The following is a 25579-nucleotide window of genomic DNA, read 5'->3' as shown; positions in this document are numbered from 1 at the left end:
ATCACCTTGAAATTTAATCACTCAAACTTAAGAAGTTTGATCCTGTCACCCAAGAAAGAAAGAGCATCTTTTAGCTGAACAAATTTGCCTTCGCATACAAAGCTGATAGAATAGTCAACAGCTATCTCAACCTTTTGAATCTTATCCTGATAATTTGAAATCTTTTCAACAAGTCTTGTTATATCAAGATGGAAGTCCTCTGGTGAGCGTATAGCAGTATCTGGCTTTTGGGAGATAAGCTTCACAAGTTTGTCAAGTTCACCAATGTAAAAACCGCTCTGGTTATATTCAACCCTCATAAGAAGCCTTGGCATCTGACCAAACTTTGAACGTGAGATGAGATTTTTAGTTCCGCACCAAAGAGCCTCTAAAAGAAGCTGAACATCTTCTTCTGTTACAGGCAACTCTTGACGTAAAGCTGCATTTTCATTTACAACACCGTAAAAAGCAATCAGAGCATACGGTAGAATATAGCATTCTGTAAATGTCCCTTGGTCTTTACCTTCACCCGATGGCATAACTGTTGTGCCCTTTACAAGCATGTACTCGACTTTATGCAAAGACCTTCCAAATTTAAACTGAACAGGTCCTGTAAATGTAATTGCACCGGTTTCCTCTGATGAGTCTTCCTCTGACTTACTTTTTCTCTTTTCGTCCTTGCTCTTTAAAGTGGTAGTACCACCAAAAAGTCTTATGTCGATATATTCTTTTAGCTTGTCTTTGCTGAGATTATACTTTGAAAATTTGTCAGACTTTGTCATGAGCTTTCCATCTTCGGAGATTTCTCTTAAGATGAACACAGGCAAGTTCTTGTACTCTGCCCAGTAATCTCTGCATGTTCTTTTTAAGCGCACGTCTGTTACTATGCATATATCTGTCTCAGGATCAATTCTTGGCTTATTTTCATCAAGTGGGTCACCGTTTGGGTTTGCGTCTGTCACATCGTATAACAACAAAATCTCTGACCTGTTTTTGATAATGTTATTGTTTAAGTTTTCCATATTGATAATTCCCCCTTCTGATTATTTGAATTTTTTAAAACACAAGGTTTTATTCTTCATCTTCAGTCTCTTCTGTGTCGTTTGTCAATTTCTTTGCAAGGTCCCTGATTTTTTGACCAAGATTCATACCACAGGCAAAGTAAAAGCTCACTTCGTCGGAAGACAATTTCCAGTCAGCTGGTGCTTTTAGCAAAAGCTCAGAAGCTGTAGCAGCAACAAGTTTCTTTGCCTTGCCAAACGCTGAGTATTCCATAAGTTTGTTTTCAATCTTCGGCAGAAGTGAGATTATATCAGCTTGTTTTAACCTAAGTCCTTTCAAATTTTTAGCAAATGGTGGCATTCTTCCAGGAGCTTTTTTAAGACCAGCTGCCTGAATTCTCAAAAGCATGTCACAAAGCGCACCAACAAGGATAATTCCTTTTACAGCAGGGTTTGCAGATGCAACAGGAAATTCATTTAAAATCTCGTCAAACGGAGTTTCAAAAGACATATTCATCTCATCTCCTTTTAACTTTAGAATGTTTAGTTTACCCAGAAATTCTAAAACTTCCATTGCATAGCTACAAGAAACATAAAAACCTGATAAGTCGCTATTTACAATGTCATCTTGAAGCCTTCGGCAAAAATGAGAGAGTAAAAAGTCAAAGGCAATAGGTTTTTTCTTAAAAATGCTTTCTGTTATCTCTAAAAAATAGCTGTCAAGATCTGACTTTTTCCTAAGCCTGTTGCTCTTTGAGAAAAAGTATTTAATCTGGTGAAATGTAAATTGAATATCAGGGTTGTCAAAGAGTTTGCGAAATTTCTTTTCTGTATGTCTTTTTGCATCAAATATGTTCTTTAGGTGTGATGGGAAAACATCTTCAATTAGAAGAACAATTCTCTCAGCACCCATTTGTGTTGTTAAAAACAAAAATGTAATTGATACAAAGTCATTAAATTCGCTGACAATTTCAAGTATTTCATTCTCATCGTTTGTGATACGCTCTAATTTTTTCTCACCAAGTCGGATGTCTTTTTGGGTTTTTTCAAGGATATCAAGAACTTCTGTATATTCAGAGTCAGTTCCGAGTGTGAGCTTTGGTATGAGAAGGTACTTAAAGCCATAAAATTCAAATCTAAGGTTTTCCTCCAAGTACTTTCTGCCTTCACTAAGATGTGTTTGACAGCTTGAACATACCGGGAAGTTTTTCCATGCATTCTCAGATGAAAATCCACCTTTTATAAACCCCGGCTTATCAATGGTATAGAATTTGAAAACGTTGACCATGCCAGAGACCTTTTCTCTTTTTTGTTTGCATAAAGAACATGTTTTATCCTGTGAACTTGACCTTTGGTTTTTCTCTTTTATAAGTTCAAGCAAAAACAGTTTGAAAATTTCATATTCGCCAATGTACTTTTTATCTATGAGAAGAGAGAGAAGTATACTATTTCCTTTTTTAAGCTCAGTATCAAAAATTTTTTGGGAAATATCATCTATAATTCTTTTTCTATGTTCTTTTATGGCTTGTGTTATCTTTTCAATAAAATCTGCATCAGATTGACTTAAAATTTTCAATTTCAAAAATTTCTTAGCAAGAGGCTGCGCTTTGTTCAAAAACCAGTTTTCAACCTTTAGCTGAAACGTCTTTTCAACTTGGGATTTTATGTTATTTTTTATTTCGACTTCTGACATATTTTTTGTAGCTTTTGGCTTTACAACAGTACATGTAGGTGAAAAGTTTGTTCCACCGCCTTTTGCACCTTGGCTGAAAAGATAAAATTTTGCTTTTGATTCAACAGGTGCTTGAAGTTCAAGTCCGCAGTATTCAAACTTTCCTTGGTTTTGATTTAAAAGGATAAAAAGGATTTTTTCGCTTTCAACTCGCGATAAAAAAGAAGAAAGATTATTTGATAGAACATCAGAGGGGCTATCCTCTTGTGAGACTGACTTTGATTTTCCCTCCAGTACAAATCTACCCAGTTCAGCAACAGCTTCAATCATTTTTTTGGCACCTCTTTAATTTTTACTAAAATTTAGCTTATCACAACCAAGTTAGAATTTCAACCATGTACCTAAATTTTTTAAATAAATCTGTCTAAGTTGTTTTTCTCAACTCCAAGTATTTCTCTTTGGGAATAGAGGCGACTCTGAAAGTTGTAAATAATAACAGAATCTTCTTCAAGGTTTAGCTTTTGAGAAAGTTCAAACTTTAACTTTTTCAGCTTTGCCTCTGAGATTTCGCCCTCAAACACAGAATTTTGCACCCAGTTGAGGTATTTTCGGCACACTTTTAATGCTTTTGCAACGCGTTTTTCATTGACATCGTACACAAGGATGGTGTACAAATCCGCTTCACCTCAATTACCATTGGGTTACGTATGGTTGATATTCCTTTTCGCCCATAAGATGCTTTTCAATCTTGTAAAGCTCGATTCTTATAAGCTGCCTGTATGAGACATAATTGCCAATGTTCTTAACAGAGATTGTTGTTGAAAGTCTTTGTTCAAGTTCATCAATAAAGAGCTTTTTAGCGTCGTCTTTGATAACTATTCCCTCTAAATCCTCTTCAAAGTGTTCTGGCTTTAACATGTTCTTTGAGATTATTGAAAAAATAAGCCTGTCGACAATTATTGGCTTGAAGATTTCAGCAACGTCCAAGTTGAGTGTAAATCTTCTGAAATTTGTAGTGTGAAGATATCCTATCCGTGGGTCAAGGTGGGTCCTGTAGATTTCGGAAAGAACAACTGTGTACATCATTGAATTGCCAAAACTAATGAGTGTATTGAGTGCATTTTTTGGTGGACGTTTTGACCTTTTTTCAAACTTGAAATCATCTTTTCCTATGATGAGGTCAAAGGCTGAGTAATAGGTTTGCCTAATGTTTCCTTCCATTGCCATAAGAGAGTTAACATCATTGATGTTAAAAACGCTGCCAAATAAGTTCTCCATCTGCTGGATATATTGCTCAAGCTCATCAATGCCACGGCTCTGGTAGTATTTTAAAACCTGCCTCATATTTTTGTAGCTGCCTTCGACAAATGTTCTGGCAAGAAAAAGCCTCTTTTGTGTATCAAGATAATGCTCAGCCTGTTTTAAAATCATATAACCAGAGTTTAGGTGCTCACGTGGATAAAAGCTTCCAACGTAGTAGCCGTACCTGTTGAAAAAGTGTAGGATTATTTCGCTTTGAGTCAAAAACTCTAAAAATCTTTTGTTCAGCTCAACCTCTCCAAAGATGTAAATTTCTGATGTATTCTCAACTGGAATGAACTTTTGTACACCTTCGCTTTCAAAATACAGAGTGTTATTTTTTCTTCTCAAGACGCCGTCTGAAAAAATATAAAGTGATCTTTTCATGCCCAGCAAAACTCCTTATACGAACATTTTGAACATGCTTTGATTTTTTGCGGCTGGGGTGGTAATTGAGAGTACAAAAATGAATCAATCTCTTGTGTAAGAGTTTCTATTTCTTCTATATCATCAGTGGTGAGTTCAACATCAAAAGTCTTTTTCTCTTCAGGAATAAGAAGTTTGCCGCGCGCTTTAATATTGTTTTTAAAGAGCTTATACAGGTAGAATTTTAGTTGCAAAATTGCAGCATTCTTTGCACGTGACGATTTTTTGATTTCCCCAACCAATAACACTTCATCTTCTTTCCTTATAAGGTCTAAAACTACCCCGTCAAAGTATACTTCTTTTCTGTCGTTTTTGTAATACTCTTGCGATATTAACTTGCCTATCTCCAAAAATGGGTTGTCTGACGATGGTCCAATGTTTCGTGACAAAAGCCATGCTTGTCTTTTGCAAACAATGTACGCTTGTACAATCGAACCTTTAACCTCAAAAAGCTTTTCCGTATGCATCTAACCCTTCTTTCTTTCGTAAAAGGTTAATCTTTAACTTTGCATTTACAATTTTACCTGCTTTAAAACCTTTAAGAAAGGTCAAATTTTATGCGAAGTTTATGGGAAATGTTACCACAAGAAGTAGAATTTTAAAAAACTTGTTTATTCTTCATCTCTATTTTCTTCTATACACTTAATTTCTTTATATGTTTTTGTTCAGAATATTTTTTTGTTCAGAGATACCAATTTTGATATTTCAAAACATCAAGACAGGATAGATTGCTCTATACAGGATAATTGAAATGCATTGCATATGTAAAATCAGAAAAGATATTTTGATTTGTCTTTAGGCATTGAGTGCTTTTTCTCATCCACCAATGGTGCTTTTCCCTCTCCTCAATCCCCAAAGGGGAGGCTACAAACAGGCGATAAAGAGGACGCTTGGGTATGAGATATAGTTTCAATCCCCAAAGGGGAGGCTACAAACGAGGTCTTATATTCACAACTTTAGGATCCCTTATGGGTTTCAATCCCCAAAGGGGAGGCTACAAACCGAGAAATTTATGGAAGGTTTAAAGAGAGAGTTAAATTGTTTCAATCCCCAAAGGGGAGGCTACAAACTAATGCAACAGGGTTAGCATTTGATATTAATGGTGATGGGTTTCAATCCCCAAAGGGGAGGCTACAAACCAGGTATATAGGATTTGATGATATATTAATTTATACGTTTCAATCCCCAAAGGGGAGGCTACAAACTGTTAAATACAGAGGAGATTAAAACGTTATATTATTGTTTCAATCCCCAAAGGGGAGGCTACAAACTCTTTGTGCCCACCCTTTTTATAAAAATATTTAATGTTTCAATCCCCAAAGGGGAGGCTACAAACAATTTCTGAAAAGGCAGGTATTTCACAGAAACAGGCGTTTCAATCCCCAAAGGGGAGGCTACAAACTATCAAGGCAATGCGAATTTATTGATTTCAAACAAGTTTCAATCCCCAAAGGGGAGGCTACAAACCTTTGAAACAGCTAAAAAAGAATGTGGAACTGACAAGCGTTTCAATCCCCAAAGGGGAGGCTACAAACACTTTTCCACGAACTGTTTTTGAACAATTGTTAGCGGTTTCAATCCCCAAAGGGGAGGCTACAAACCCTCACCAAAGCCGACGGCTTGGCTTTCTTCAACGGGTTTCAATCCCCAAAGGGGAGGCTACAAACTAAAAAACCTGAAATGACAGATGTAGTCAATATTGAGTTTCAATCCCCAAAGGGGAGGTTACAAACTGCTTTAACATCAAGCAAAAAATTCAACCAGCCCTTGTTTCAATCCCCAAAGGGGAGGCTACAAACGTACAATGGTGGCGGGGTTGGAGATAGTTGGTCTAAGTTTCAATCCCCAAAGGGGAGGCTACAAACAATAAAGAAGTTGTAAAAAAATTTTTTGAAGGTAATGTTTCAATCCCCAAAGGGGAGGCTACAAACTTTGTTGTATAAATATAGTGTTGATACAAGTATGGCGTTTCAATCCCCAAAGGGGAGGCTACAAACACAAGAAATAATTGATATGTATAACAGTTTAGAGCCGTTTCAATCCCCAAAGGGGAGGCTACAAACTAGATCAGTTGCAAAAAGATGTTGAAGATGCTACAGTGTTTCAATCCCCAAAGGGGAGGCTACAAACTAACAGTGAACTGTTAGAAGCATTAGCTCAGAATATGTTTCAATCCCCAAAGGGGAGGCTACAAACTTTGGGGCGGCTTTAGCCGCCCCATTTATTTAACCTGTTTCAATCCCCAAAGGGGAGGCTACAAACAAGCAGGTACTGAGTTGCTTGATGGCAAAAAAATCAGGTTTCAATCCCCAAAGGGGAGGCTACAAACAAGCAGGTACTGAGTTGCTTGATGGCAAAAAAATCAGGTTTCAATCCCCAAAGGGGAGGCTACAAACGGAAAGATTCAAATGGTAGAAATATTGCTTTAGTGAAGGTTTCAATCCCCAAAGGGGAGGCTACAAACAGATTAAAAGATTTTGCAGGTTTATTAGGTATAGATAAGTTTCAATCCCCAAAGGGGAGGCTACAAACGTATAACAAGTTTTGCAGGGTCAAGTATTATAAAATGTTTCAATCCCCAAAGGGGAGGCTACAAACCATAAAGATGAAATTGCAGTTATGACACAGGAAGAAGTGTTTCAATCCCCAAAGGGGAGGCTACAAACACTTTGATTGGCTTTCAAAAATTTCAATGAGTCAAGCGTTTCAATCCCCAAAGGGGAGGCTACAAACAATTGCAAGAACTATTAGAAATTTAGAAGAATTAATGAAGTTTCAATCCCCAAAGGGGAGGCTACAAACACGTTGGAAAGCTTGATTTTATTATATCAACTTTATGCAATGGTGTCAATGTTTTTATATCAGTACATCATATCAAAATAACACACAGTTCAGAAAATTCAAGGGATAAAACACTCTCGAACCCCTCCGTCTATCCAGCAGCTGCCAGAAATCAACTCAAAATCTTACCACATCTAAATGAAACCGTGTCCAAATTGAACCCCAGAATTTTTGCACTTAAGATCGACGGATATGACTTTTGGTCAAAATGAATGAATATAAATCTTATTTTGAATAATATTCAAAAAGCATTGTCTTCCTAGCTATTTTGATTTGACTTTCACGAGTACCTCAAAGAGTATATAGCTTAAGAATAATTGATCCAAGCTACAAAGAAGAATTAAATTTAGCATAAGATGGCGTGAACTTCAGAAAATCAAAAACGCAATAGAAATCTAACTGAAACCGTGTTATAATATTTATTGACTTCAAAGTTATTAACTTTAAAGTTAGTAACTCTGGAGTTAGTAACTTTAAAGTAGGTGATTTTATGTTTGTTGGAAGAAGGTATGAACTTGAAACATTAAACAGACTTTATAATGAAGACAAATTCCACTTTGTTGTTGTGTATGGAAGAAGACGTGTTGGAAAAACTACTCTGCTTACTGAGTTTTGCAAAAACAAACCCTCAATATTCTTTGTTGCTGAGGAATACAATAATAAAATTAACCTTGAATCTTTTTCAGATAAGGTACTCTCTTATTTTAGCCTTGGGGGATTGTTAAGCAAATTTGAATCATGGGAGAAGGCATTCATATTTTTGGCACAGCAAGCAAAGGATAAAAGGTTAATTGTCGTAATTGACGAATTTCCTTATATAGTAAATTCGAACAAAAGTATACCATCGCTTCTGCAAAATTTGATTGACCATCATTTAAAGAACACCAAACTTTTTTTGATTATCTGTGGATCTTTGGTAAGTTTCATCGAAAAGGAAGTTTTAAGTTATAAAAGCCCTTTATATGGTCGTAGAACTACTCAGTTAATAGTGGAACCATTTGATTTTTTTGAAAGTAGAGAGTTTTTTCCCAATTATAGTTTTGAAGATCAGGTTACTGCTTATGGAGTTTTGGGAGGAATTCCTCAATATTTGAGTATCTTTGACAGCACAAAAGACATATACGAAAACATCAAGACAAAAATATTGGACAAGTCATCATATCTTTATGAAGAACCAAAACTGCTTTTAAGACAAGAAGTAAGGGAACCTGCTTTGTATAATTCGATAATAGAAGCAATAGCAACAGGCAGCAGCAAATTAAACGAGATAGCTGCAAAAGTGGGAGTTGATACTGATAAGTGTGCAAAATATATTTCTGTACTCATAGACCTGAAAATTCTTGAAAAGGTAACACCTTTGAAGCTTGAAGCAAAGAGCAGAAAGAGCATTTACAGAATCAAAGATAATTTCTTTAGATTCTGGTATCGATTTGTTTTTACCAACAAGACTCTAATTGAACAGGGGTTGATTGATGAAGTTGTTGAGAATAAAATCAGACCTTTCATGAGCGATTTTATTGGAGAGGTTTACGAGCAGGTATGTATGGATTACCTCAAGATTTTGAACAGGGAGAAGAAACTGCCTTTTATCTTTGAAAATATAGGTAAATGGTGGGGGAATAATCCTTATAAAAAGCGTGAAGAAGAAATTGATATAGTAGCATTCAATCAAGATAATATACTTTTTGGCGAGTGCAAATGGAGAAACCAGAAGGTTGACATGTCTGTTTTAAATAACCTGATAGAAAAGAGTATGATTTTTAATCACCATAAGAAATTCTATGTATTATTTTCAAAAAGTGGTTTTACGGATGAGGTAATAAGTTTTGCTAAACAAAATCCTCATGTGTTTTTAGTCAGTGAATTTGACATTTAAAAAATAGGTCAGATCATTTGTGTAATTAAAGAGTTATTTAAAGAATCAAAAGCGAAACTTCGCATATTTTTTGTATAGCAATATCAGCAAAAATTGACAAAATTATCTTTTCTGCATACAGAGAAGCTCTGAGCGTGCTTTTAGAAGCTGCAGAGGTTAATCTTTACGACTTTGCATACAACTTTGGTGACTGTTTAGATAGGGTTTTAAGAAATATTCAGAGAAAGAAGGCTTGCAAGTTCAAGGACGTGATTGAAGAGTTAAAAATGGAATTTTTCGAGCCATGGGAAGATTATGAACAAAAGGATCCTCAACTGTGGAAGGAAGATAGAACCAAAAGAGAATAACCTCGATTTTTGTAGTTTTTGCGAAAGCTTTGTAGATCTTGGCGATGAACTTATGAAGAGCTTGTTTATTATAGATTCATGGGGAAAGGAAAAAGGGTTTTTAGGATTTTCTGATATTTACAATGTGATTAAAGCTTTTGGTAGATACGAAGTATTTGCCTCACAAGAGCTTCTTGACATGTTTTGTCAGATGGTTTATGTAAAATAGATTTTATAAAACTTTGCTTTTCAGCTTGTGCAGGTTAGATTCTAATTTTCTTCGCAGAAAAATTAACTTTTGTAAGCTTTTCATAAAGGGTAAATTATAAGTAGTAGAAAAGTGTTGCGAGGTGAGAAGCGATGTCGCTAAGTTCTCTTCTTGGCGCATCAATAATGCTCAATGGACTTGCAGAAGGGTTAAAAGTTTTTGCAATTATTGTTGTTCTGGGGTTTGTTATAAAAGGGCTTTGTCAAGGTTTTAAAAAGGCGCTTGCAAAAAATTAATGTATTTGCAAAGGAATAATAGCTTCTGACAACACTCTAAAAGGGCTTGGGAGCCACAAAATGGCTTTTCCAAGCTTTTTTTCGGAGAAGGATCATATCTCAATCCCCACTGGAAAGGCTACAAATCCTCTCTCCCACCTCAATCCCCAAAGGGGAGGCTCTCCCCTCTCCTCAATCCCCAAAGGGGAGGCTACAAACCCCGTCATCGATGAAGGTCCAGATTCATATAACATAGGGTTTCAATCCCCAAAGGGGAGGCTACAAACGAAATTTTAAAGCGTTACGAAGAATGCCAGTATGAGTGTTTCAATCCCCAAAGGGGAGACTACAAACACGATACTTAGTTAACGGTGACACAACAAAAATAAGGTTTCAATCCCCAAAGGGGAGGCTACAAACCTATCATGAAGGGCGAGAAAGAGTAAAAACAGTTGGGTTTCAATCCCCAAAGGGGAGGCTACAAACTATGTTGATGGTAATGATGGTTTATCTTCGGGTAATGAGTTTCAATCCCCAAAGGGGAGGCTACAAACGATATTTTGAAGTAAGAGAAGTTTCGACGATTAGAGGGTTTCAATCCCCAAAGGGGAGGCTACAAACATTATAACGAGACAAAAGTTTTTATGGTTTATACAAGTTTCAATCCCCAAAGGGGAGGCTACAAACTACTAGGAATAATTCAAGAAGATTTAATTTTGAGGAGTTTCAATCCCCAAAGGGGAGGCTACAAACTATAAGATGTTAAGGGTAAAAAAAGTAGAGAAAGAGGTGTTTCAATCCCCAAAGGGGAGGCTACAAACTACTAGGAATAATTCAAGAAGATTTAATTTTGAGGAGTTTCAATCCCCAAAGGGGAGGCTACAAACTACTTTAAAGGATTTTGGATATATATCAAATAATAGGTTTCAATCCCCAAAGGGGAGGCTACAAACATACCAAATTAATCAGGGCTAAAGAGATTATTGACAGTTTCAATCCCCAAAGGGGAGGCTACAAACTTCCTAACTTAGCACATGCCAATAATCTCCTGTACCCGTTTCAATCCCCAAAGGGGAGGCTACAAACTGTAAAAGAAGTAGAATATAAACAACCTGATGACAGTTTCAATCCCCAAAGGGGAGGCTACAAACGTTGTATCAGTTGTTCATCATGGTTCTTATATGCAGGCGTTTCAATCCCCAAAGGGGAGGCTACAAACGATGATTTTGTTAGTATTTTGCTTAAAATTAAGTATGTTTCAATCCCCAAAGGGGAGGCTACAAACATGTTAGGACTTGCTGGAGGATCTAACCAGTATGTGTTTCAATCCCCAAAGGGGAGGCTACAAACATAATAATGAACTTGATGATTTTGCTAATTATGATTCGTTTCAATCCCCAAAGGGGAGGCTACAAACGCTTGAATAATATTTGCTACCTATGTAGTCTGTGAGTTTCAATCCCCAAAGGGGAGGCTACAAACGGGTCAAGAATAGAAATAAAATACTGATCGTTGACCGTTTCAATCCCCAAAGGGGAGGCTACAAACGGGTATAATCTCGTTTACAGTGTGTGAAGGCGATCGTTTCAATCCCCAAAGGGGAGGCTACAAACACGTTCAAGAGCTTGATTTTATTATATCAAGATTATACACCCCTGTCAATGTTTTTATATTAAAACATTTGTGAAAAACTCAAATCAACCCAGAAGAATCAAGGGATAAAAGCCCATAAAATCTTTCCGTCTATCCAGCTGCTGCCAGAAGTTTGGTCTAATCTACGTACTGCAGGCTTGAAACCGAATACAATATGAACTTAAAAATTTTGCTATCGGAGGTCGACAGATGTGACTTTTGGTCAAAAAGCATAAATATGATAAATAAAGCTCAAATTTTAGTATAAACTTGCAATTGTCTGTAAAATGGCTATAGAGAATACTAAAACTAAAACAGTACAGAATTTTAATTGCGCAATCTACAAAATATTTAGAAGAAAGCCTTGTCCTTTTAGAATGGGGATAAAAACAATGATTGAAAAGTAGATATAAATTTAATATTTTCATTTTTGAATATAGGTGGTATAATTAAATAAAGTGCCAAAAACTGCTGGTTTCGACATAATGTTATTATTTTTTCAAGTCCACGAACTCACCTTTAGAATGATCTAAACATAAACCCTTGAATGGTGTTTTTACAAAAACCCATAAAAGAAGGTGGTATTTAAAGATGGTCTTTTATAACACCAACTTATCTGAGGAGGAAAAGCGTTTTAATTTACGTCTTTTTTTGGGTGCGCTTTTGCACGATGTTGGAAAGTTTTATATGAGAACAAATAACAAAGATGCAAAAAAAACAATAGAAGAAGGATATAAGACATTTTACAAAGAAGAAGGTGCTTTTGCACCACGCCACCAAGAATGGGGTGCATTCTTTGCAGAAAATACAATTCCAAAGAAATTACAGGTAACATCACTAATTTTAAACCATCACAAACCTTCGGAGTATGAAGAACTTTTGATTTCCATTGCTGACAGAATTTCTGCTGCAACTGACAGAGAAGACTACAGTGAATCAGAGGAAAATAGCCAGAAAGTAAAGCAAATGATTTCAATCTTTTCAAACATCATACTTGATAGGCAAGATGATGAAAAACCAGAACAAAATGTGAGTTATAAATTTTTGTCGAAGAAATACGATGTAAAATTTCCTCAAGCTTTACCAAAAAATGACTTCTCAGAGGATTATCAAAACTTATGGGAAGAATTTGTCTCTAAGATGAATCAATTGCGCAAGCATTTTGAGGATCATTCAATTGACGAGGAGAACTACATAACAGCAGTTTACAATCTTATGCAGCAGTATACATACAACATCCCATCAGCCTTTTATCATAGCAAACCAGATATTTCACTTTGGGCACACAGCAAATCGACAGCAGCAATTGCATTCTGCCTTGATAGAGAGTTAAAATACAGATTCAAAGATGATATAGTAAAGATGAAAAAAGAGCTTGAAGGAATTTTGACAAAACTGAAGAACAAAAGCTCAATTCAAAAAGGAGATGGGGAGCTGTTTTGTCTTGTAAAAGGCGATGTTTCAGGCATTCAAGATTTTGTATTTGATACCAGAATGGACGGTGCACTAAAAGCTCTCAAAGGAAAGTCATTTTACATAGCATTTCTGCTGGACACAATAGCAAGGTTTATACTAAAAGAAGAAAATATGCCCATTTGTAATCTTATATACAACGGTGGAGGACATTTTTACCTTTTGATGCCCAAGTCATTTGAAGAGAGGCTACATCAATACCAGAGCATGATTGACAATGTTATGTTCAAAGCCCACAAAGGGGCACTTAATGTGCTTCTTGAAAGTTGCAGCATTGACCTTGCATCATTTATGGGCAATATTGGTGAAAAGTTTGATGAGGTTGCAAGAAAAATTCAAATCAGAAAGAGTAAAAAGTTCAGTGATATCATCAAAAATGAGCAGATGAGATTTTTTGAGCCATTTGATGATTTTGAAAACAAATGTCCGCATTGTGGCAATATAGCAAACACAAATGATTTAGGTGAAGTTGTATGTTCTTTCTGTGATAGCTTTGTTGACCTTGGGGAAAGACTCATAAAGAGTTTGTTTATAATTGACAGCTGGCATAAACCAGTAGTTTCGGAAAAGCTGGATAATATATATAAAATTTTGACTGCCTTTGGGAGAAAGATAGAATTTTCATCCAACTATGAAAGCATTTCAAACACCATAATAATAGATATGGTAAAGGTTCAAGAAGAGTTAAAGAATGGGAATTCGTTGCTCAAAAGAGAGGCATTTGATCCAGAATATTATGAAGCACTTAACATATCAACATATGCACCAATTGACAAAAGTGGCAATATAAAACTTTTAGATGATATTGTAAAAGAATCAAAAGGGCTTTCAACATGGGGAATAGTGCGAGGTGATGTTGATAATCTAGGAAGAATTTTTAAGGATGGTTTAAAAGAGAAAAATTCACTTTCAAGAGTAATGACATTGTCTCAGGAGTTTTCGTTGTTTTTTGGCTATTTCTTTAATAAACTCACGAAAGAACAGAGCACCAATTCAATTGTGATTTACGCAGGCGGGGATGATTTTTGCGTACTTGGACCGTGGACAGACATGCCTTATTTGGCTGGCGCAGTTTATAAAAAATTTAGGGAATATGTTTGCCAGAATAAAGACATAACACTCTCTATGGGTTTTGAGATAGCACCTGATAAAAAGTATCCAATTTACAGAGTTGCAACGGTTTGCGGCGATCATCTTGATGAGGCAAAGAAGTTTGAACGTGATAATGGGAAGAAGAAGGATTGCTTTGCTTTTTCAGGACATTTTGTTGGCTGGGAAGAGTTTGATGATCTTAAGAATATAAAAGAAAAGATAGTGAGCCTTGTAAGTGAAAAAAATGTATCAAAAGCTCTAATAAATGCAATATACACAGTTGACAAGCTTGGAAAAATGGCAAAAGAAAATGGCGAAATATTTAAATCATGGAGATTTGTATATTATATAGCAAAGCTAAAAGATAGATACAGAAAATTAAAAGATGAACTTGATGAAATTTTAAAAGCTATAATCGAGGAACAAACAAATTCACTCTACAAGCATGCTTATTTAGCAGCCCGATGGGCTGAGCTTGAGATGAGACATTAATGATTTAGATTGGAAGGAGGGAATTTTTGATATGCCAGGCGTTGATATCAGAGCTTTAAAAAATGATATATTGAGCAAAATTGAGACTGCTATTGATCCTGGTAAGGACAAGGATGGCAAAGCATTTTCTGAGGTTGCAGAGAAAACAGGTCAGCTTTTGAAAGAGTCCAATGTAACGGTTACACAGCTGAGAAAAGTCTTCACAGAGGTCAAAAGACTTTCTCCAGAGAATGAAAACTATAAGTACAAGCTAAAGCTTTTGAAAGCAAAAATGGCGTATACATCAGGAAGATTTCCGAAACTAAAAGATTTCCAAGAGATAGTCAATAAAGCATTGCCAGTTGCAGAGCAAAATGAAAAAACATTACAGAGATTTAAAGACTTTTTTGAGGCAGTTGTTGCATACCACAAATTCTTTGGTGGAAGAGAATAAAAAACAATCAAAAGCTGTTGGGAGGTTGAATGCAACATGGATGTTATTTTAAAGGGCAAGTATGTTGTTACATGTAAAATAAAGGCAGTAACAGGTCTTCACATAGGAGAAGGGAATAACAGCTTAGAGATAGGTGGTATTGATAATTCTGTTATAAAAGATGCTGAAGGCAAGCCATACATACCAGGTTCTTCGCTGAAAGGTAAAATGCGTGCGTTGATGGAATTTGCAGAGAAAAAAGTCAAAGAGGATTTGCTGGTGGTAACCAAAAAAGAAAAAGACGGATCATCTGGGATTTGCATTCATATGTGTGGCGACAAAGACTGTGTTGTATGTGGACTTTTTGGCAGAAACCACGGCGAGCATGAGCTTAAAAACGGCAAAAAAGTAGATTTTACAGATGCTGTTATTCCAACAAGATTAATTGTTCGTGATGCAAAGCTAATAAAAACTTCTATCACAGACGAGATGAAAGAGAATCTGGAACTTGAGTGGACAGAAGTCAAATTTGAAAACAACATAGATAGAATAACATCAAAAGCAAATCCAAGACAGAGCGAAAGAGTACCTGCAGGTGCAGAGTTTGAGGCTGAGTTTGTTGTGAACAGGTTTGAGGTTGATGGCAAGGATGATGGTGACCTTTACATTAAAAAGTTAATACAGGCAATGAGGCTGCTTGAAGATGATTATCTTGGCGGGCAGGGTACAAGAGGAAATGGCAAGGTTCAGTTTGTTGGTATAAAGATTGAGTATAAAGACAAGGAATGCTACCTGACTGAAGGCCAGCCAAAAGTGATTGCTGAAGCAAGAGACCTCAAAAATCTTCAATTTTGAAGGATGGATAGGCTATGGAGACAAAAAAGCTTTTTAAAGTCAAAATCAAGTTCAAAACACCTGTTCATTTTGGAGCAAAAGAAAAGACTTACAATACAACCCAGACCATGGCACACTCTGACACAATCATGAGTGGGATTGTAAATGCGTATTCGCTACTTTTTGGAAAGCAAAAGACAGATGAGCTAATTAAAGGTTTTTTGGATGGCAAACCTGCTTTTAAAGTATCATCAACAATGCCATATATAGAGGATAAGTTTTTTGTGTTCAAACCTATGGGGTTAGATTTGCATGAATATGTAAAATCTGATGATATTAAGAAGATAAAAAAAGTCAGATTTGTTGATGAAGAGGATTTAACAAACCTTTTTAAAGGGAATTTTGAGCCAGCAGGTGAGTTTTTAGTAAAATCAGATGAAAAGGAAAAACTTTCTTCTACTTTCTTGACAACCAAAGAAAGGGCAAGAGTAACGATAGATAGAGCTACATCTTCTTCAAACATCTACTATTTTTCACATTGCCAGTTTAAAGAAAATGCAGGTCTTTGGTTTTACCTTGAGATATTAGATTCTGCTTTAGAAAATGAGATAAAGGCTGCAATCAGGCTTTTGGGAGATGAAGGCATAGGCGGGGATAGAACAGCCGGCTTAGGGTTATTTAAGCCAGAATTCTTAGATGCATCTTCCAAAGACACGAAAGAGAGTGAATATTACATGACACTTTCACTGACAAATCCAAAAGACAGCAGCGAAATAGAAAAATTTAAGTTCTATGATATCACCACAAGGTCAGGGTATATCTACTCAAAAGGCGATTTTGGTACGAAAAAGAAGGCTGTTAGGATGTTTTCTGAGGGAAGCATTGTAAAAGGTGAAATTTTCGGCAGGGTGGTAGATGTCACACCAAACGGTTATGATTCACATCCTATCCTCAGATATGGTTTGGCGTTTTTGATTCCCCTGCCAAAGGGGGTGAGCTTTATTGGGGAGCAGAATATATGAAGTTGAGGTTTTAACCCCGGTTGTGATAGGTGGGCAGGATAAACTCCAAAGCTTTGAGTTTATAAAAGAAGGCGATTTTTTAAGGGTCATCAATTTTGACAAGCTGTTCGAGATGAGTTTTACCAAAGAAGGTTTGATTGATACAATCACAAAGGCACTTGAGACAAATCCAAAAGGCTTTAAATTGAGTGATGTTATAGAAAAGTATGCAATTGATATTGAAAGGTGCACGAGGTACAGGATAAAATTAGATGGTGTAAAGAATTTACAAAATGAGGTTGTAGCGTTTATAAAAAGTGCAGGGAGAGCATATATTCCTGGTTCGTCTTTAAAAGGTGCGGTGAGGTCGTTTATTACAAAGGCGTTAAAAGATCCTTTGCTCAAAAAATATGAAGAGGCTCTTGACTTTGCATATGAAAAAAATTTAAAAGAAAAAAATCCAAGAAATAAAATTGACCCCAAAGAGGTTGATGATAAGCCAGAGGAGAGCATTTTTTCACAGCCTTATTTTTCACCTTTTAAGTTCCTTCAGATAAGCGATACTGATTTTGTGTCATATGAAAAAATGTTTGGCTATGAGATAAAGGTAATGAATATCTGCGATGGCAAAGTCAAATGGTACCACAGACAGGGCAATTTTGATGACCCACAAAGTGGTCTTTCAATTGTTGCAGAAGGGATTAGTCCAAAAACTTCTTTAAAAGGCACAATGAAGATTGAAGATAAATTTGTTTTTGGCAGTGCAGTAACATCTGGTTTGAAAGACAAATTTGATGGAGTTAGCGGCTACAAAGACAGTGTAGAATTCTTGACAAAGGTAATAAATAGTGCAACAGAAAGGTATATATCGAAAGAGATAGAGTTTTATAGAAATTATAAACTAATACAAATTGTTAAAGAATATGAAAAGTTAATGGACATTTTGAAAAAACTTGCTCCAAATCAGTTTTTGATTCAATTAGGATTTTCGACAGGGTATTGTTCAAAGACAGTTGGAATGTATTTTAAAAAAGAGAGCTTTTCAAAACTAAAAGTTGTTGATAGTAGCTCAAAAATTTATCCTGAACTTTTTCCAAAAACAAGAAGAATTATCTTCAAAAATGGCGAGATTGCAACAATCCCCGGCTGGATAAAGGTGACAATAGGTTAAGAAATACTTAAAAATATTTAAAGGTTGTGTAGAGTATGGCGCATTATTTTGTTTTCAATTTTTTTGCAAAAGAGGATGGAGTTTTTCTTCCATCCTCTTATTATAATGAACTTTTTCATGTAATAAGAAAGCTACTTTCTACAGAACTGTTCACAATAACGACTGTGAGAACCAGAAACAAAAGAGAAGTAGAAGATGGTGTTTGGGTATTTGAGAATTTCAGAATATACCTTGCAACGCCTTTTGTTGAGCTTGTTACTCAAAATATATTTAAAATTTATGAAGTCTTGAACAGCTTATTTAAAGGAATCTGTTTAAAGAGTATTTCATCCAGGAAAGTGGAGGTAAAATCAAAAGGAACTTTGCTCAGCGGTGTATATGCTCAAAAAGAAGGAAGGTGCATAGAATATGAAAAGGAACCAGAGATTTTTTCCGAAACTCTTCGACAACAGCTTCTTGACATCTACTACAAGAGATTTGGCAAATATCCTGAAGACCAGAGGTTCTTCTTTTTAATAACCAAAGATTTAAAAAAGCAGCATGTTATTGACGGTAGAATAGAATATTTTGGCAAAATTGAAATTTTTGCATCAAAAGAACTTTTGGAAATGTTTTGTCAGATGTTTCATATAAGATAGATATAATATAATCAGAATATCCATAAACAATTTCCAAGCAGATCTTTCGGGCTCAATCTCAAGTTTTCTACAAAATTTTTTATTGATTATTTTAGACAGTCTCAGATTTTTTGCAAAAGATTACATATTTATATATATAGAAATATATGAAAAAACGTTTTTGAAGTAAAAAGGGGGTTTTTGGGTTGAGTAAAAATAAAACCGTAAATATTCTAATTTCAGTTATAGGCAAAGGTCGGTTAAAAAAAGACCAAACAGTGGGGTATGAACAAACTGAGTATGTTTTCAATCCTGACAAGAGTAAAAAGTACATAGCCACAAGAACAGCTTTTTTTGGAATTGCACTTTACGAATATCTTAATGAAGTAGAGAATATGCAAATTGACAAGTTTATCTTGATTGGTACTGACCAGTCAGCATGGTCAGAGCTTTACCAGATATTACCTCATGATGTACAAAACTCAGAAGATATAACTGCGATGTGCTTAAAAGTATATGAAGAAGAAAAGAAAGGTATTCAAGACAATACACTTTCAGCATGGCAGAATACTTTAACAAAGTACGTACCACAGCTGAAGTTTTACAAAATAAAGCCGCTTGAGCTTGGCAGAGGTATTGATATACTTTTAGAAGAGCTTGATAAAGATGGTGAGTACAACGTAATCTTTGATATGACGCATGCATTTAGGAACATTCCTGTAGTTTTTTCATATGGTATAATGCTTTTGAAGTATTTGAGAAAGATAAACAGCATAAGAATATTCTATGGTGCACATGATATGCGAGACTATTTTTCAGGGATTGAGGATGGGCAATCTCCAGTTATTGAGATACCTTTCATTGACAAGCTTGTCAGATTAATAGAATCTATGGCGACATTCCAAAACTCAGGTTATTTTGTACCGCTGCTTGAGCAAATAGGTCTTGGCGACAGAGAAAAGACTTATTTCAAGCTTGAGATGAACCGCCAGCCGCGAAGAGAAATTGAAGAGATAATAAAAGGACTTGAAGACAAACAAAAAATGGTTGATCATTCTTTTGAAAAAGAAATAGTTGAGATAATGTACAAAGAGTTTTCTGAGATGAACAGACAGGAAAAACTTTTTCAGAGGATGTACAAAAGGTCGCAGTTTTTCTATGAAAGAAGGCAATATCTTAAAGCCTTGATTCTTCTTTATGAAGCAATAATTGTACTTTTTGCAGATGTGTATAAGATAAAAGATAATATGGGTTATGATGCACGCGAGGAAGCAAGGAAAAAACTAAAATTGGAAATGAAAAATGTTGTATTTAAATCAGATTCAAACAAACTAATCAAAGAACAAGACGAGGCAAGAACAATTGAAGAATTGGAATATCTAAGGAATGCTGCAGTGCATGGTTCATCACCACGCGGCAATCAGAACTACTTAGAAAATGTGGAGGAATTCAAATTATTATTAAATTCAGCAATGAATTTATTTGAAAAGATGTTGAAAAGGAGAAGTGAGAATTAATAAAATTTGAAATGAATTCCTTGCCTTTTCGCATAATATTTGAACTGTTTTAATGTGTGAAAATCAAATTATATTTATTTCATTGGGGATTTTATATTTTATGTTAAAATTCATAACTGGGGGTTATAAAAGGTTTTTTTAAGATATAGGCTGCTTGGATCAAAAGATACTTTTGAAAATAAACAAGGTAGAACATCGCTTTCTTTTATACTTTTTCCAATAAACTCCCAAAAATCTTCTGTCGATGTTCTTAACTTTCTTATATGTTATTATGCAGACCTTGAGGACATTTATCCTGAAGGCTTGGATGAAGATGATGGAGAAGATGTAATTGAAGAGTAATTTCAAGTTAAATTAGATAAATATAAAGGCACTGATGGTAAATAAACCTGATATCAGTGCCTTTTTTTGTCTAAAAGTAATTCTTTATGATATTTAAATAAAGGATTTTTCATCTATTTGTCGAAAGGCTTTTGCATCCTGCCCTTGACAAACAGTTTTTAGAGAGTGTGCTAGTAGATAACAGCAAGCTTGGAAGGATATCACCTTTTCTTCATGTTGATAAGAATATTATCAACTGGGGGCAGGCGATGAATATATACTTTTTAGATATTCTTACAAGAAATCACTTTCCTGAAGTGATTGGATATCCAGAACCGCTTCACAAGGCAGACAGAGGAACTAAAACACTGCTTAAATTTGCAAAAGGTATAATCCAGAGCAGTCAACAGCTTTATAAAAAAGATCCGCTTAATATGACTTTTAGAAAGTTCCGAGATAGTCTCAAGTTTGATGATGAGGAGTGAAAAAATGTTCAATACAGAGATTGTCGGACGCATGATGAAATATGACAGCGATGTTTATTCAAGATACAAAGCAGAAATCTGGTTTGATTATACAAAAAAAGCTATTAATGAGATAAAAGAAGGCGAGCTTGTAGCAGTTCAGATTATTTAAAGGTATTCTGACTATCAGTTCAACAGGTATATTTTTTGCTGCTTCTGGAATGTCTACTATTTTCCTAATTATCATTTTATTCATCTTGCGTTTCAATCCCCAAAGAGAAAACTCCACTCCTCTTACCAATCCCCAATGTGCAGGCTTTCCCTCTCCTAAATCCCCAAAGGGGAGGCTACAAACATGAAGGTAAAGGTCATGGCAGATGAAGGTGAATTGTTTCAATCCCCAAAGGGGAGGCTACAAACCTGTTTAGCAATGAGATTTATTTCACGAACAACAGCTTGTTTCAATCCCCAAAGGGGAGGCTACAAACTTGACTTTTCTCAAACTGCAATCATCACAGCAAAGCTGTTTCAATCCCCAAAGGGGAGGCTACAAACAATGCTTTAGCCAAGACCGTGTGTTTATTGCTTATCGGGTTTCAATCCCCAAAGGGGAGGCTACAAACTATATGCTGCTTATTGTTATCATGGTAGGACTAAAGTTTCAATCCCCAAAGGGGAGGCTACAAACGCTTGATATTCAAGCTAAAGTCGTTTACGAAAACGAGTTTCAATCCCCAAAGGGGAGGCTACAAACTAAAATCAAACTTGCGAACTTCTTTGAAGTTTCGCTGTTTCAATCCCCAAAGGGGAGGCTACAAACAGCTGAAAGGCTGCATATCGGTGTAAGGACATTAGCGTTTCAATCCCCAAAGGGGAGGCTACAAACCTGCAGAGCTGCAAAGGATATTGTGAAGCTTGGCATGTTTCAATCCCCAAAGGGGAGGCTACAAACGCTTGATATTCAAGCTAAAGTCGTTTACGAAAACGAGTTTCAATCCCCAAAGGGGAGGCTACAAACCTTTAATTTGCTATAATCATCCGTATCTAAAAACGTTTCAATCCCCAAAGGGGAGGCTACAAACATAAAAGATGAGAAAGAGAAGGAAGAAATAGAGATAGTTTCAATCCCCAAAGGGGAGGCTACAAACTCAAAATATTTACTCCCTAAATGCACATCTCCTATAGTTTCAATCCCCAAAGGGGAGGCTACAAACCCACGAAATTTACAAGTTTATGTAGCATCGTTTGTATTGTTTCAATCCCCAAAGGGGAGGCTACAAACACAATAAGAACAGATTTAGAGCAAGAACAATTTAAGCGTTTCAATCCCCAAAGGGGAGGCTACAAACAAAATTCCAGATTTTTAAATAAAGGAGGTGCTTACTAGTTTCAATCCCCAAAGGGGAGGCTACAAACACAGAACTACATTGCAAGCAGACTGTAGATGCGATGAAGTTTCAATCCCCAAAGGGGAGGCTACAAACGTTTTAAAAAGTGGTGTAATTACACCTGATCAATTGGGGTTTCAATCCCCAAAGGGGAGGCTACAAACGTATACGGTAATGAATTCTCAAACGAAGAATATGACTGTTTCAATCCCCAAAGGGGAGGCTACAAACTTGCAGGAGTGGGAAATAAGGTTTTCTTTCATTACCGTTTCAATCCCCAAAGGGGAGGCTACAAACTTTTTCGGGTGCGAAAATTCCAGATTTTTAAATAAAGTTTCAATCCCCAAAGGGGAGGCTACAAACAGACAAGCAGCGTTAAGAAGTGAAAAAAGTAAAGAGTTTCAATCCCCAAAGGGGAGGCTACAAACACGTTGGAAAGCTTGATTTTATTATATCAACTTTATGCAATGGTGTCAATGTTTTTATATCAGTACATCATATCAAAATCCTGCACAGTTCAGAAAAATCAAGCTCTAAAGTCTCATCTATTCTTTCCGTCTATCCAGCTACTGCCAGCAATTATTTCAAAGTCTGTGGTATAGGTACTGAAACCGAGTACAAAATAAACCTCAAAAAATATCCACCGGAGGTCGACGGAAATGACTTTTAGTCAAAAAGCAAATATATTCGTTATAAGTCAAATAAATATGCACATCAAGATAGTGTTTGTATAATCAAGTGCAAAGCTAATCTAAATACTTTATATTTGCTGTTCTAACAAAATATTTATGATAAAATAAATTTAATATACGATAAAAATCTGGGTTTTAATAAAATTTTTAAATTAGTAATAGTCTGTCTTCGCACAATTAAAAAGTGATAGAACAACAAAAACCAGGTCATAAGACTATTGTATGGGAGTTGAAAAATATGAGAAAAAGTTCCCTATATGAAAATCTGGTTGAGAGAATTGAAAATATAGTTTTGCAGTCTAAGGAGAACAAGAAAATATGGATTATTTTTTCAAATGAAGGTGAGTGGCAATCTTTTTTGGAATTTACAAAACTAAACGAAATTTATGATATATCTGCTGGTTCTCTGATAGCATTTTATCTTGATGTTTTGTATAAATATGGAATTGATATAGATCAATTATTTGAAGAACCGATGGATGATTATTTAGCCAGATGTAAATATACCGTTGATGATAAAGAAATTTCGGAGTTATTTTATAAACAGGATTTGCCAAAGAGGCTAAAACAGTGTTATGTCCAGTGGATCAAAGATATTATATCTAATATTAATGAACTTATAATCAAGAGAGGGTATAACGGAGTAGAAGATGTTTCTATTTCAAAAACAGGTAATATAAAAAGGTTAAAGAAAATAGCTGATGAGGTAAACAAAATAATTAATAGTAATATTTCTCTGGAGAATAAAATAGAAGAACTTGAAGCAAGGCTTAGTATTGAAAAAATAGAAAAGGATAAAATTTTTGAAGATATAACAAATCAACAAAATGAATTGAATGAGATTACGAAAAGGTAAGACCAAATCATAAGGGAAAGTCAAGTTTTAAAGCAGGAACATGAAAATAAAATTAAAATTTTAGAAGAAAAACGTCAAAGTTTGCTAATTGAAAAAGAGAGGTATATTGAAAGAGGTCTTAAAGAAGTTTTAATTGTCATAAGCGATGACTTTCCTGGTATTATAGATGCTGTCAAACTTGCTTATCCTCTTGCTGACCTTTAGCTTGCTTTTGTCCACCTCCAACAAAATAGCAGAAAACATATGACAAAAGATAAAGCTTTCTGCTTTTAACAAGAGTTAAGAACAGACTTAAAATTTCTTCCTCCGATTTTGATTGAGCTGTACTGAAATTTAAAGAACTTTGTGATGGATACCTTTCAAAATATCCTCGATTTTATTGCTGCAATATCAGAAAAAGCAGAGTTTTATTCTGTCCATATGAAATACCCTGAGGAATTAAGAAAGCTTTTTCTACAAACGCCGCTTTATGTGTAAATAGCATGATTGAGAAGGCAAGAAGTAAATTCAGGTGGATACTTTCAGCTGCCTGTGTCTTAGAAATTAATATTTACTTACAGGAAGAGAACTTACGCTATGCAAAACGGAAAAATGAAGTTCCAAGCATTAGAAAATGCATTAACAACATAACTCAACTCTACAAATTACGTTATAAATTGGAAACACAAAATTCTTGACAAGTCTCAGTTTTTTTGTTTTTAGATGCATCTTCAATGAACTCATTGTTCAAAAAAGGTAATATCTTATCAATTGTAAGCATTGTGGTTGCTGACTCTCCCTTTAGAAATAGCTTTTAAAAATAATCAACTTAAATTTTGTTCAGATTTTTTAAATTCACCTACGGTGGTTTATAAAAAGGTAATTTACTCAACTACCAGTGGTTTGTAGTCTTCGTCTCCATATTCGTCATATACATATCCACATACTCCACATCTTGGAGAATTTTGCCCGGATTCTATTTCTACCATTAATTCATCTTCATAACTGCAACTATCATTTTCCTTGCATTCATTACAATAAAAGCTACAGCAACCGTAACAGTAATGAGTAGCCATGTTGCCACAAACCGAACAGATATAAATTGGTGGATTGTTCCTTGCCATGATTTCAATTTTGTTATTTTGGTACCCTTGATATTTTTCGATAACCTTTATTGAAAGATGAGTTGTATCTCCAAAATCATATTCATAGTCAAATGTCAAACCCTCTTCTAACACTTTTTTGAGTTTAACTTTCATTGTTGTTGCATTTTCTTCAAAATCTAAAAATTCCATAAGAGTTTCTTCGTTGTTCAAATAATCAATTGCATTGATTTTAAACAAACTCAAATGTCCACAGCATTCACACCAAACATCTCTGAAAAACTGGTCAAGATCAAGCAGTGTAGCATTTTCATCAACCGAAATATACATCCAAAAAGTAGAAGGATTTTCTGCAAAGTTAACCTGAAGCAAGAATAAGTTTTTTAACTTTCCTCTTTTGTTTTTCAAAAATTCCTGATACTTAAGTCTTTTCTCGCATGACTTTAGATGTCTTGTTACATAAGTTTTTGTTATATCCTTACCACAATAATAACATTTTCCCTTCATTTACTTTTCTCTCCTATTAGAATGTTTCAAACCTTGAAAAACTTTTTATCATAATTATATCAACTTTAATTGCTGGCTTCAACAAATAGGATAATAGCTTAAAAAGGTAACCTTATCTTTCTTCG

Annotated in this window: 21 protein-coding genes, 1 pseudogene and 3 CRISPR repeat arrays; of the genes and pseudogenes, 16 read left to right on the top strand and 6 right to left on the bottom strand. The window is 35.3% G+C overall.

From position 1 onward, the window contains the following. Positions 1-17: 17 nt before the first annotated feature. From cas7b to cas4, 5 genes are all read right to left on the bottom strand, one after another. Positions 18-1001 carry a type I-B CRISPR-associated protein Cas7/Csh2 gene (gene cas7b, locus COB47_RS11475; protein WP_013291508.1) on the bottom strand — a complete coding sequence of 328 codons (984 nt, stop codon included), beginning with the start codon at positions 999-1001 and terminating at the stop codon, positions 18-20. A 49-nt stretch (positions 1002-1050) separates the two neighbouring features. Further along, positions 1051-2982: a TIGR02556 family CRISPR-associated protein gene (locus COB47_RS11470; protein WP_013291507.1), complete on the bottom strand. Its 1932-nt coding sequence runs from the start codon at positions 2980-2982 to the stop codon at positions 1051-1053. A gap of 80 nt (positions 2983-3062) precedes the next feature. Further along, positions 3063-3326 (bottom strand): CRISPR-associated endonuclease Cas2, encoded by a 264-nt coding sequence (gene cas2, locus COB47_RS11465; protein WP_013291506.1) that lies wholly within the window; start codon positions 3324-3326, stop codon positions 3063-3065. 16 nt (positions 3327-3342) lie between these two features. Further along, on the bottom strand, positions 3343-4338 hold the full coding sequence (cas1b, locus tag COB47_RS11460; protein ID WP_013291505.1) for a type I-B CRISPR-associated endonuclease Cas1b: 996 nt from the start codon (positions 4336-4338) through the stop codon (positions 3343-3345). Further along, positions 4335-4844, bottom strand: coding sequence for a CRISPR-associated protein Cas4 (gene cas4 / locus COB47_RS11455; protein ID WP_013291504.1), 510 nt, complete (start codon positions 4842-4844; stop codon positions 4335-4337). Before cas4 ends, cas1b begins: the two co-directional genes overlap by 4 nt. A gap of 375 nt (positions 4845-5219) precedes the next feature. Next, positions 5220-7179: direct repeats of the CRISPR family, unit length 30 nt; unit sequence GTTTCAATCCCCAAAGGGGAGGCTACAAAC. 529 nt (positions 7180-7708) lie between these two features. Between cas4 and COB47_RS11445 the strand changes: the two genes are divergently transcribed. The 16 genes and pseudogenes from COB47_RS11445 to COB47_RS11385 form a co-directional block, all read left to right on the top strand. Then, positions 7709-9094, top strand: coding sequence for an ATP-binding protein (locus COB47_RS11445; protein WP_013291503.1), 1386 nt, complete (start codon positions 7709-7711; stop codon positions 9092-9094). Between the two features lie 134 nt (positions 9095-9228). Further along, positions 9229-9441 carry a hypothetical protein gene (locus COB47_RS12715; RefSeq protein WP_041742586.1) on the top strand — a complete coding sequence of 71 codons (213 nt, stop codon included), beginning with the start codon at positions 9229-9231 and terminating at the stop codon, positions 9439-9441. Further along, positions 9389-9649: a hypothetical protein gene (locus COB47_RS12710; protein WP_237698916.1), complete on the top strand. Its 261-nt coding sequence runs from the start codon at positions 9389-9391 to the stop codon at positions 9647-9649. The genes COB47_RS12715 and COB47_RS12710 overlap by 53 nt, the downstream gene beginning before the upstream one ends. A gap of 131 nt (positions 9650-9780) precedes the next feature. Further along, the gene (locus tag COB47_RS12335) at positions 9781-9924 is read left to right on the top strand and encodes a hypothetical protein (RefSeq protein WP_013291502.1); all 144 of its coding nucleotides are present in this window, start codon (positions 9781-9783) and stop codon (positions 9922-9924) included. Positions 9925-10092: 168 nt separating this feature from the next. Continuing rightward, a CRISPR array of direct repeats spans positions 10093-11516; the repeat unit is 30 nt; unit sequence GTTTCAATCCCCAAAGGGGAGGCTACAAAC. 610 nt (positions 11517-12126) lie between these two features. Further along, positions 12127-14592, top strand: coding sequence for a type III-A CRISPR-associated protein Cas10/Csm1 (gene cas10, locus COB47_RS11435; protein ID WP_013291501.1), 2466 nt, complete (start codon positions 12127-12129; stop codon positions 14590-14592). Between the two features lie 31 nt (positions 14593-14623). Continuing rightward, the gene (gene csm2 / locus COB47_RS11430) at positions 14624-15025 is read left to right on the top strand and encodes a type III-A CRISPR-associated protein Csm2 (protein WP_013291500.1); all 402 of its coding nucleotides are present in this window, start codon (positions 14624-14626) and stop codon (positions 15023-15025) included. 36 nt (positions 15026-15061) lie between these two features. Beyond that, a complete protein-coding gene (csm3, locus tag COB47_RS11425) occupies positions 15062-15859 on the top strand; it encodes a type III-A CRISPR-associated RAMP protein Csm3 (protein ID WP_013291499.1) in 798 nt (265 codons plus the stop codon). 14 nt (positions 15860-15873) lie between these two features. Continuing rightward, on the top strand, positions 15874-16860 hold the full coding sequence (gene csm4, locus COB47_RS11420) for a type III-A CRISPR-associated RAMP protein Csm4 (protein WP_013291498.1): 987 nt from the start codon (positions 15874-15876) through the stop codon (positions 16858-16860). Then, positions 16841-18010, top strand: coding sequence for a type III-A CRISPR-associated RAMP protein Csm5 (csm5, locus tag COB47_RS11415; protein WP_013291497.1), 1170 nt, complete (start codon positions 16841-16843; stop codon positions 18008-18010). Before csm4 ends, csm5 begins: the two co-directional genes overlap by 20 nt. Positions 18011-18045: 35 nt before the next feature. Next, positions 18046-18648, top strand: a complete 603-nt coding sequence (locus tag COB47_RS11410) for a hypothetical protein (protein ID WP_013291496.1) — start codon at positions 18046-18048, stop codon at positions 18646-18648. A 185-nt stretch (positions 18649-18833) separates the two neighbouring features. After that, complete coding sequence (csx2, locus tag COB47_RS11405; RefSeq protein ID WP_013291495.1) at positions 18834-20144, top strand: TIGR02221 family CRISPR-associated protein; 1311 nt, start codon at positions 18834-18836, stop codon at positions 20142-20144. 509 nt (positions 20145-20653) lie between these two features. Next, a complete protein-coding gene (locus COB47_RS11400; RefSeq protein ID WP_237698915.1) occupies positions 20654-20950 on the top strand; it encodes a hypothetical protein in 297 nt (98 codons plus the stop codon). A gap of 4 nt (positions 20951-20954) precedes the next feature. Further along, the gene (locus tag COB47_RS12265) at positions 20955-21101 is read left to right on the top strand and encodes a hypothetical protein (protein WP_013291494.1); all 147 of its coding nucleotides are present in this window, start codon (positions 20955-20957) and stop codon (positions 21099-21101) included. 153 nt (positions 21102-21254) lie between these two features. Then, a CRISPR array of direct repeats spans positions 21255-22745; the repeat unit is 30 nt; unit sequence GTTTCAATCCCCAAAGGGGAGGCTACAAAC. A 3-nt stretch (positions 22746-22748) separates the two neighbouring features. Next, positions 22749-22919, top strand: coding sequence for a hypothetical protein (locus COB47_RS12220; protein ID WP_154646011.1), 171 nt, complete (start codon positions 22749-22751; stop codon positions 22917-22919). A gap of 328 nt (positions 22920-23247) precedes the next feature. After that, on the top strand, positions 23248-23865 hold the full coding sequence (locus COB47_RS11390) for a hypothetical protein (protein WP_013291493.1): 618 nt from the start codon (positions 23248-23250) through the stop codon (positions 23863-23865). 105 nt (positions 23866-23970) lie between these two features. Next, positions 23971-24542 (top strand): annotated as a pseudogene (locus COB47_RS11385) (transposase); the annotation flags it as partial. 186 nt (positions 24543-24728) lie between these two features. Here COB47_RS11385 and COB47_RS11380 read toward each other — a convergent pair. Beyond that, positions 24729-25454 (bottom strand): IS1096 element passenger TnpR family protein, encoded by a 726-nt coding sequence (locus COB47_RS11380; RefSeq protein ID WP_013291492.1) that lies wholly within the window; start codon positions 25452-25454, stop codon positions 24729-24731. Between the last annotated feature and the right edge of the window lie 125 nt (positions 25455-25579).

Origin of the sequence: Caldicellulosiruptor obsidiansis OB47 (genome assembly GCF_000145215.1) — a bacterium.
GTDB lineage: Bacteria > Bacillota > Thermoanaerobacteria > Caldicellulosiruptorales > Caldicellulosiruptoraceae > Caldicellulosiruptor > Caldicellulosiruptor obsidiansis.
The sequence above is the reverse complement of the archived record's forward strand: the minus strand, read 5'-3'. Positions and strand labels throughout refer to the sequence as shown.

What these genes read in the sequence shown, in the direction of transcription:
- cas7b (WP_013291508.1), bottom strand. Translation starts at nt 1,001, where the DNA reads ATGGAAAACTTAAACAATAACATTATCAAAAACAGGTCAGAGATTTTG.
- COB47_RS11470 (WP_013291507.1), bottom strand. Translation starts at nt 2,982, where the DNA reads ATGATTGAAGCTGTTGCTGAACTGGGTAGATTTGTACTGGAGGGAAAA.
- cas1b (WP_013291505.1), bottom strand. Translation starts at nt 4,338, where the DNA reads ATGAAAAGATCACTTTATATTTTTTCAGACGGCGTCTTGAGAAGAAAA.
- cas4 (WP_013291504.1), bottom strand. Translation starts at nt 4,844, where the DNA reads ATGCATACGGAAAAGCTTTTTGAGGTTAAAGGTTCGATTGTACAAGCG.
- COB47_RS11445 (WP_013291503.1), top strand. Translation starts at nt 7,709, where the DNA reads ATGTTTGTTGGAAGAAGGTATGAACTTGAAACATTAAACAGACTTTAT.
- COB47_RS12710 (WP_237698916.1), top strand. Translation starts at nt 9,389, where the DNA reads ATGAACAAAAGGATCCTCAACTGTGGAAGGAAGATAGAACCAAAAGAG.
- COB47_RS12335 (WP_013291502.1), top strand. Translation starts at nt 9,781, where the DNA reads ATGTCGCTAAGTTCTCTTCTTGGCGCATCAATAATGCTCAATGGACTT.
- cas10 (WP_013291501.1), top strand. Translation starts at nt 12,127, where the DNA reads ATGGTCTTTTATAACACCAACTTATCTGAGGAGGAAAAGCGTTTTAAT.
- csm2 (WP_013291500.1), top strand. Translation starts at nt 14,624, where the DNA reads ATGCCAGGCGTTGATATCAGAGCTTTAAAAAATGATATATTGAGCAAA.
- csm3 (WP_013291499.1), top strand. Translation starts at nt 15,062, where the DNA reads ATGGATGTTATTTTAAAGGGCAAGTATGTTGTTACATGTAAAATAAAG.
- csm4 (WP_013291498.1), top strand. Translation starts at nt 15,874, where the DNA reads ATGGAGACAAAAAAGCTTTTTAAAGTCAAAATCAAGTTCAAAACACCT.
- COB47_RS11410 (WP_013291496.1), top strand. Translation starts at nt 18,046, where the DNA reads ATGGCGCATTATTTTGTTTTCAATTTTTTTGCAAAAGAGGATGGAGTT.
- COB47_RS12265 (WP_013291494.1), top strand. Translation starts at nt 20,955, where the DNA reads ATGTTCAATACAGAGATTGTCGGACGCATGATGAAATATGACAGCGAT.
- COB47_RS11390 (WP_013291493.1), top strand. Translation starts at nt 23,248, where the DNA reads ATGAGAAAAAGTTCCCTATATGAAAATCTGGTTGAGAGAATTGAAAAT.
- COB47_RS11380 (WP_013291492.1), bottom strand. Translation starts at nt 25,454, where the DNA reads ATGAAGGGAAAATGTTATTATTGTGGTAAGGATATAACAAAAACTTAT.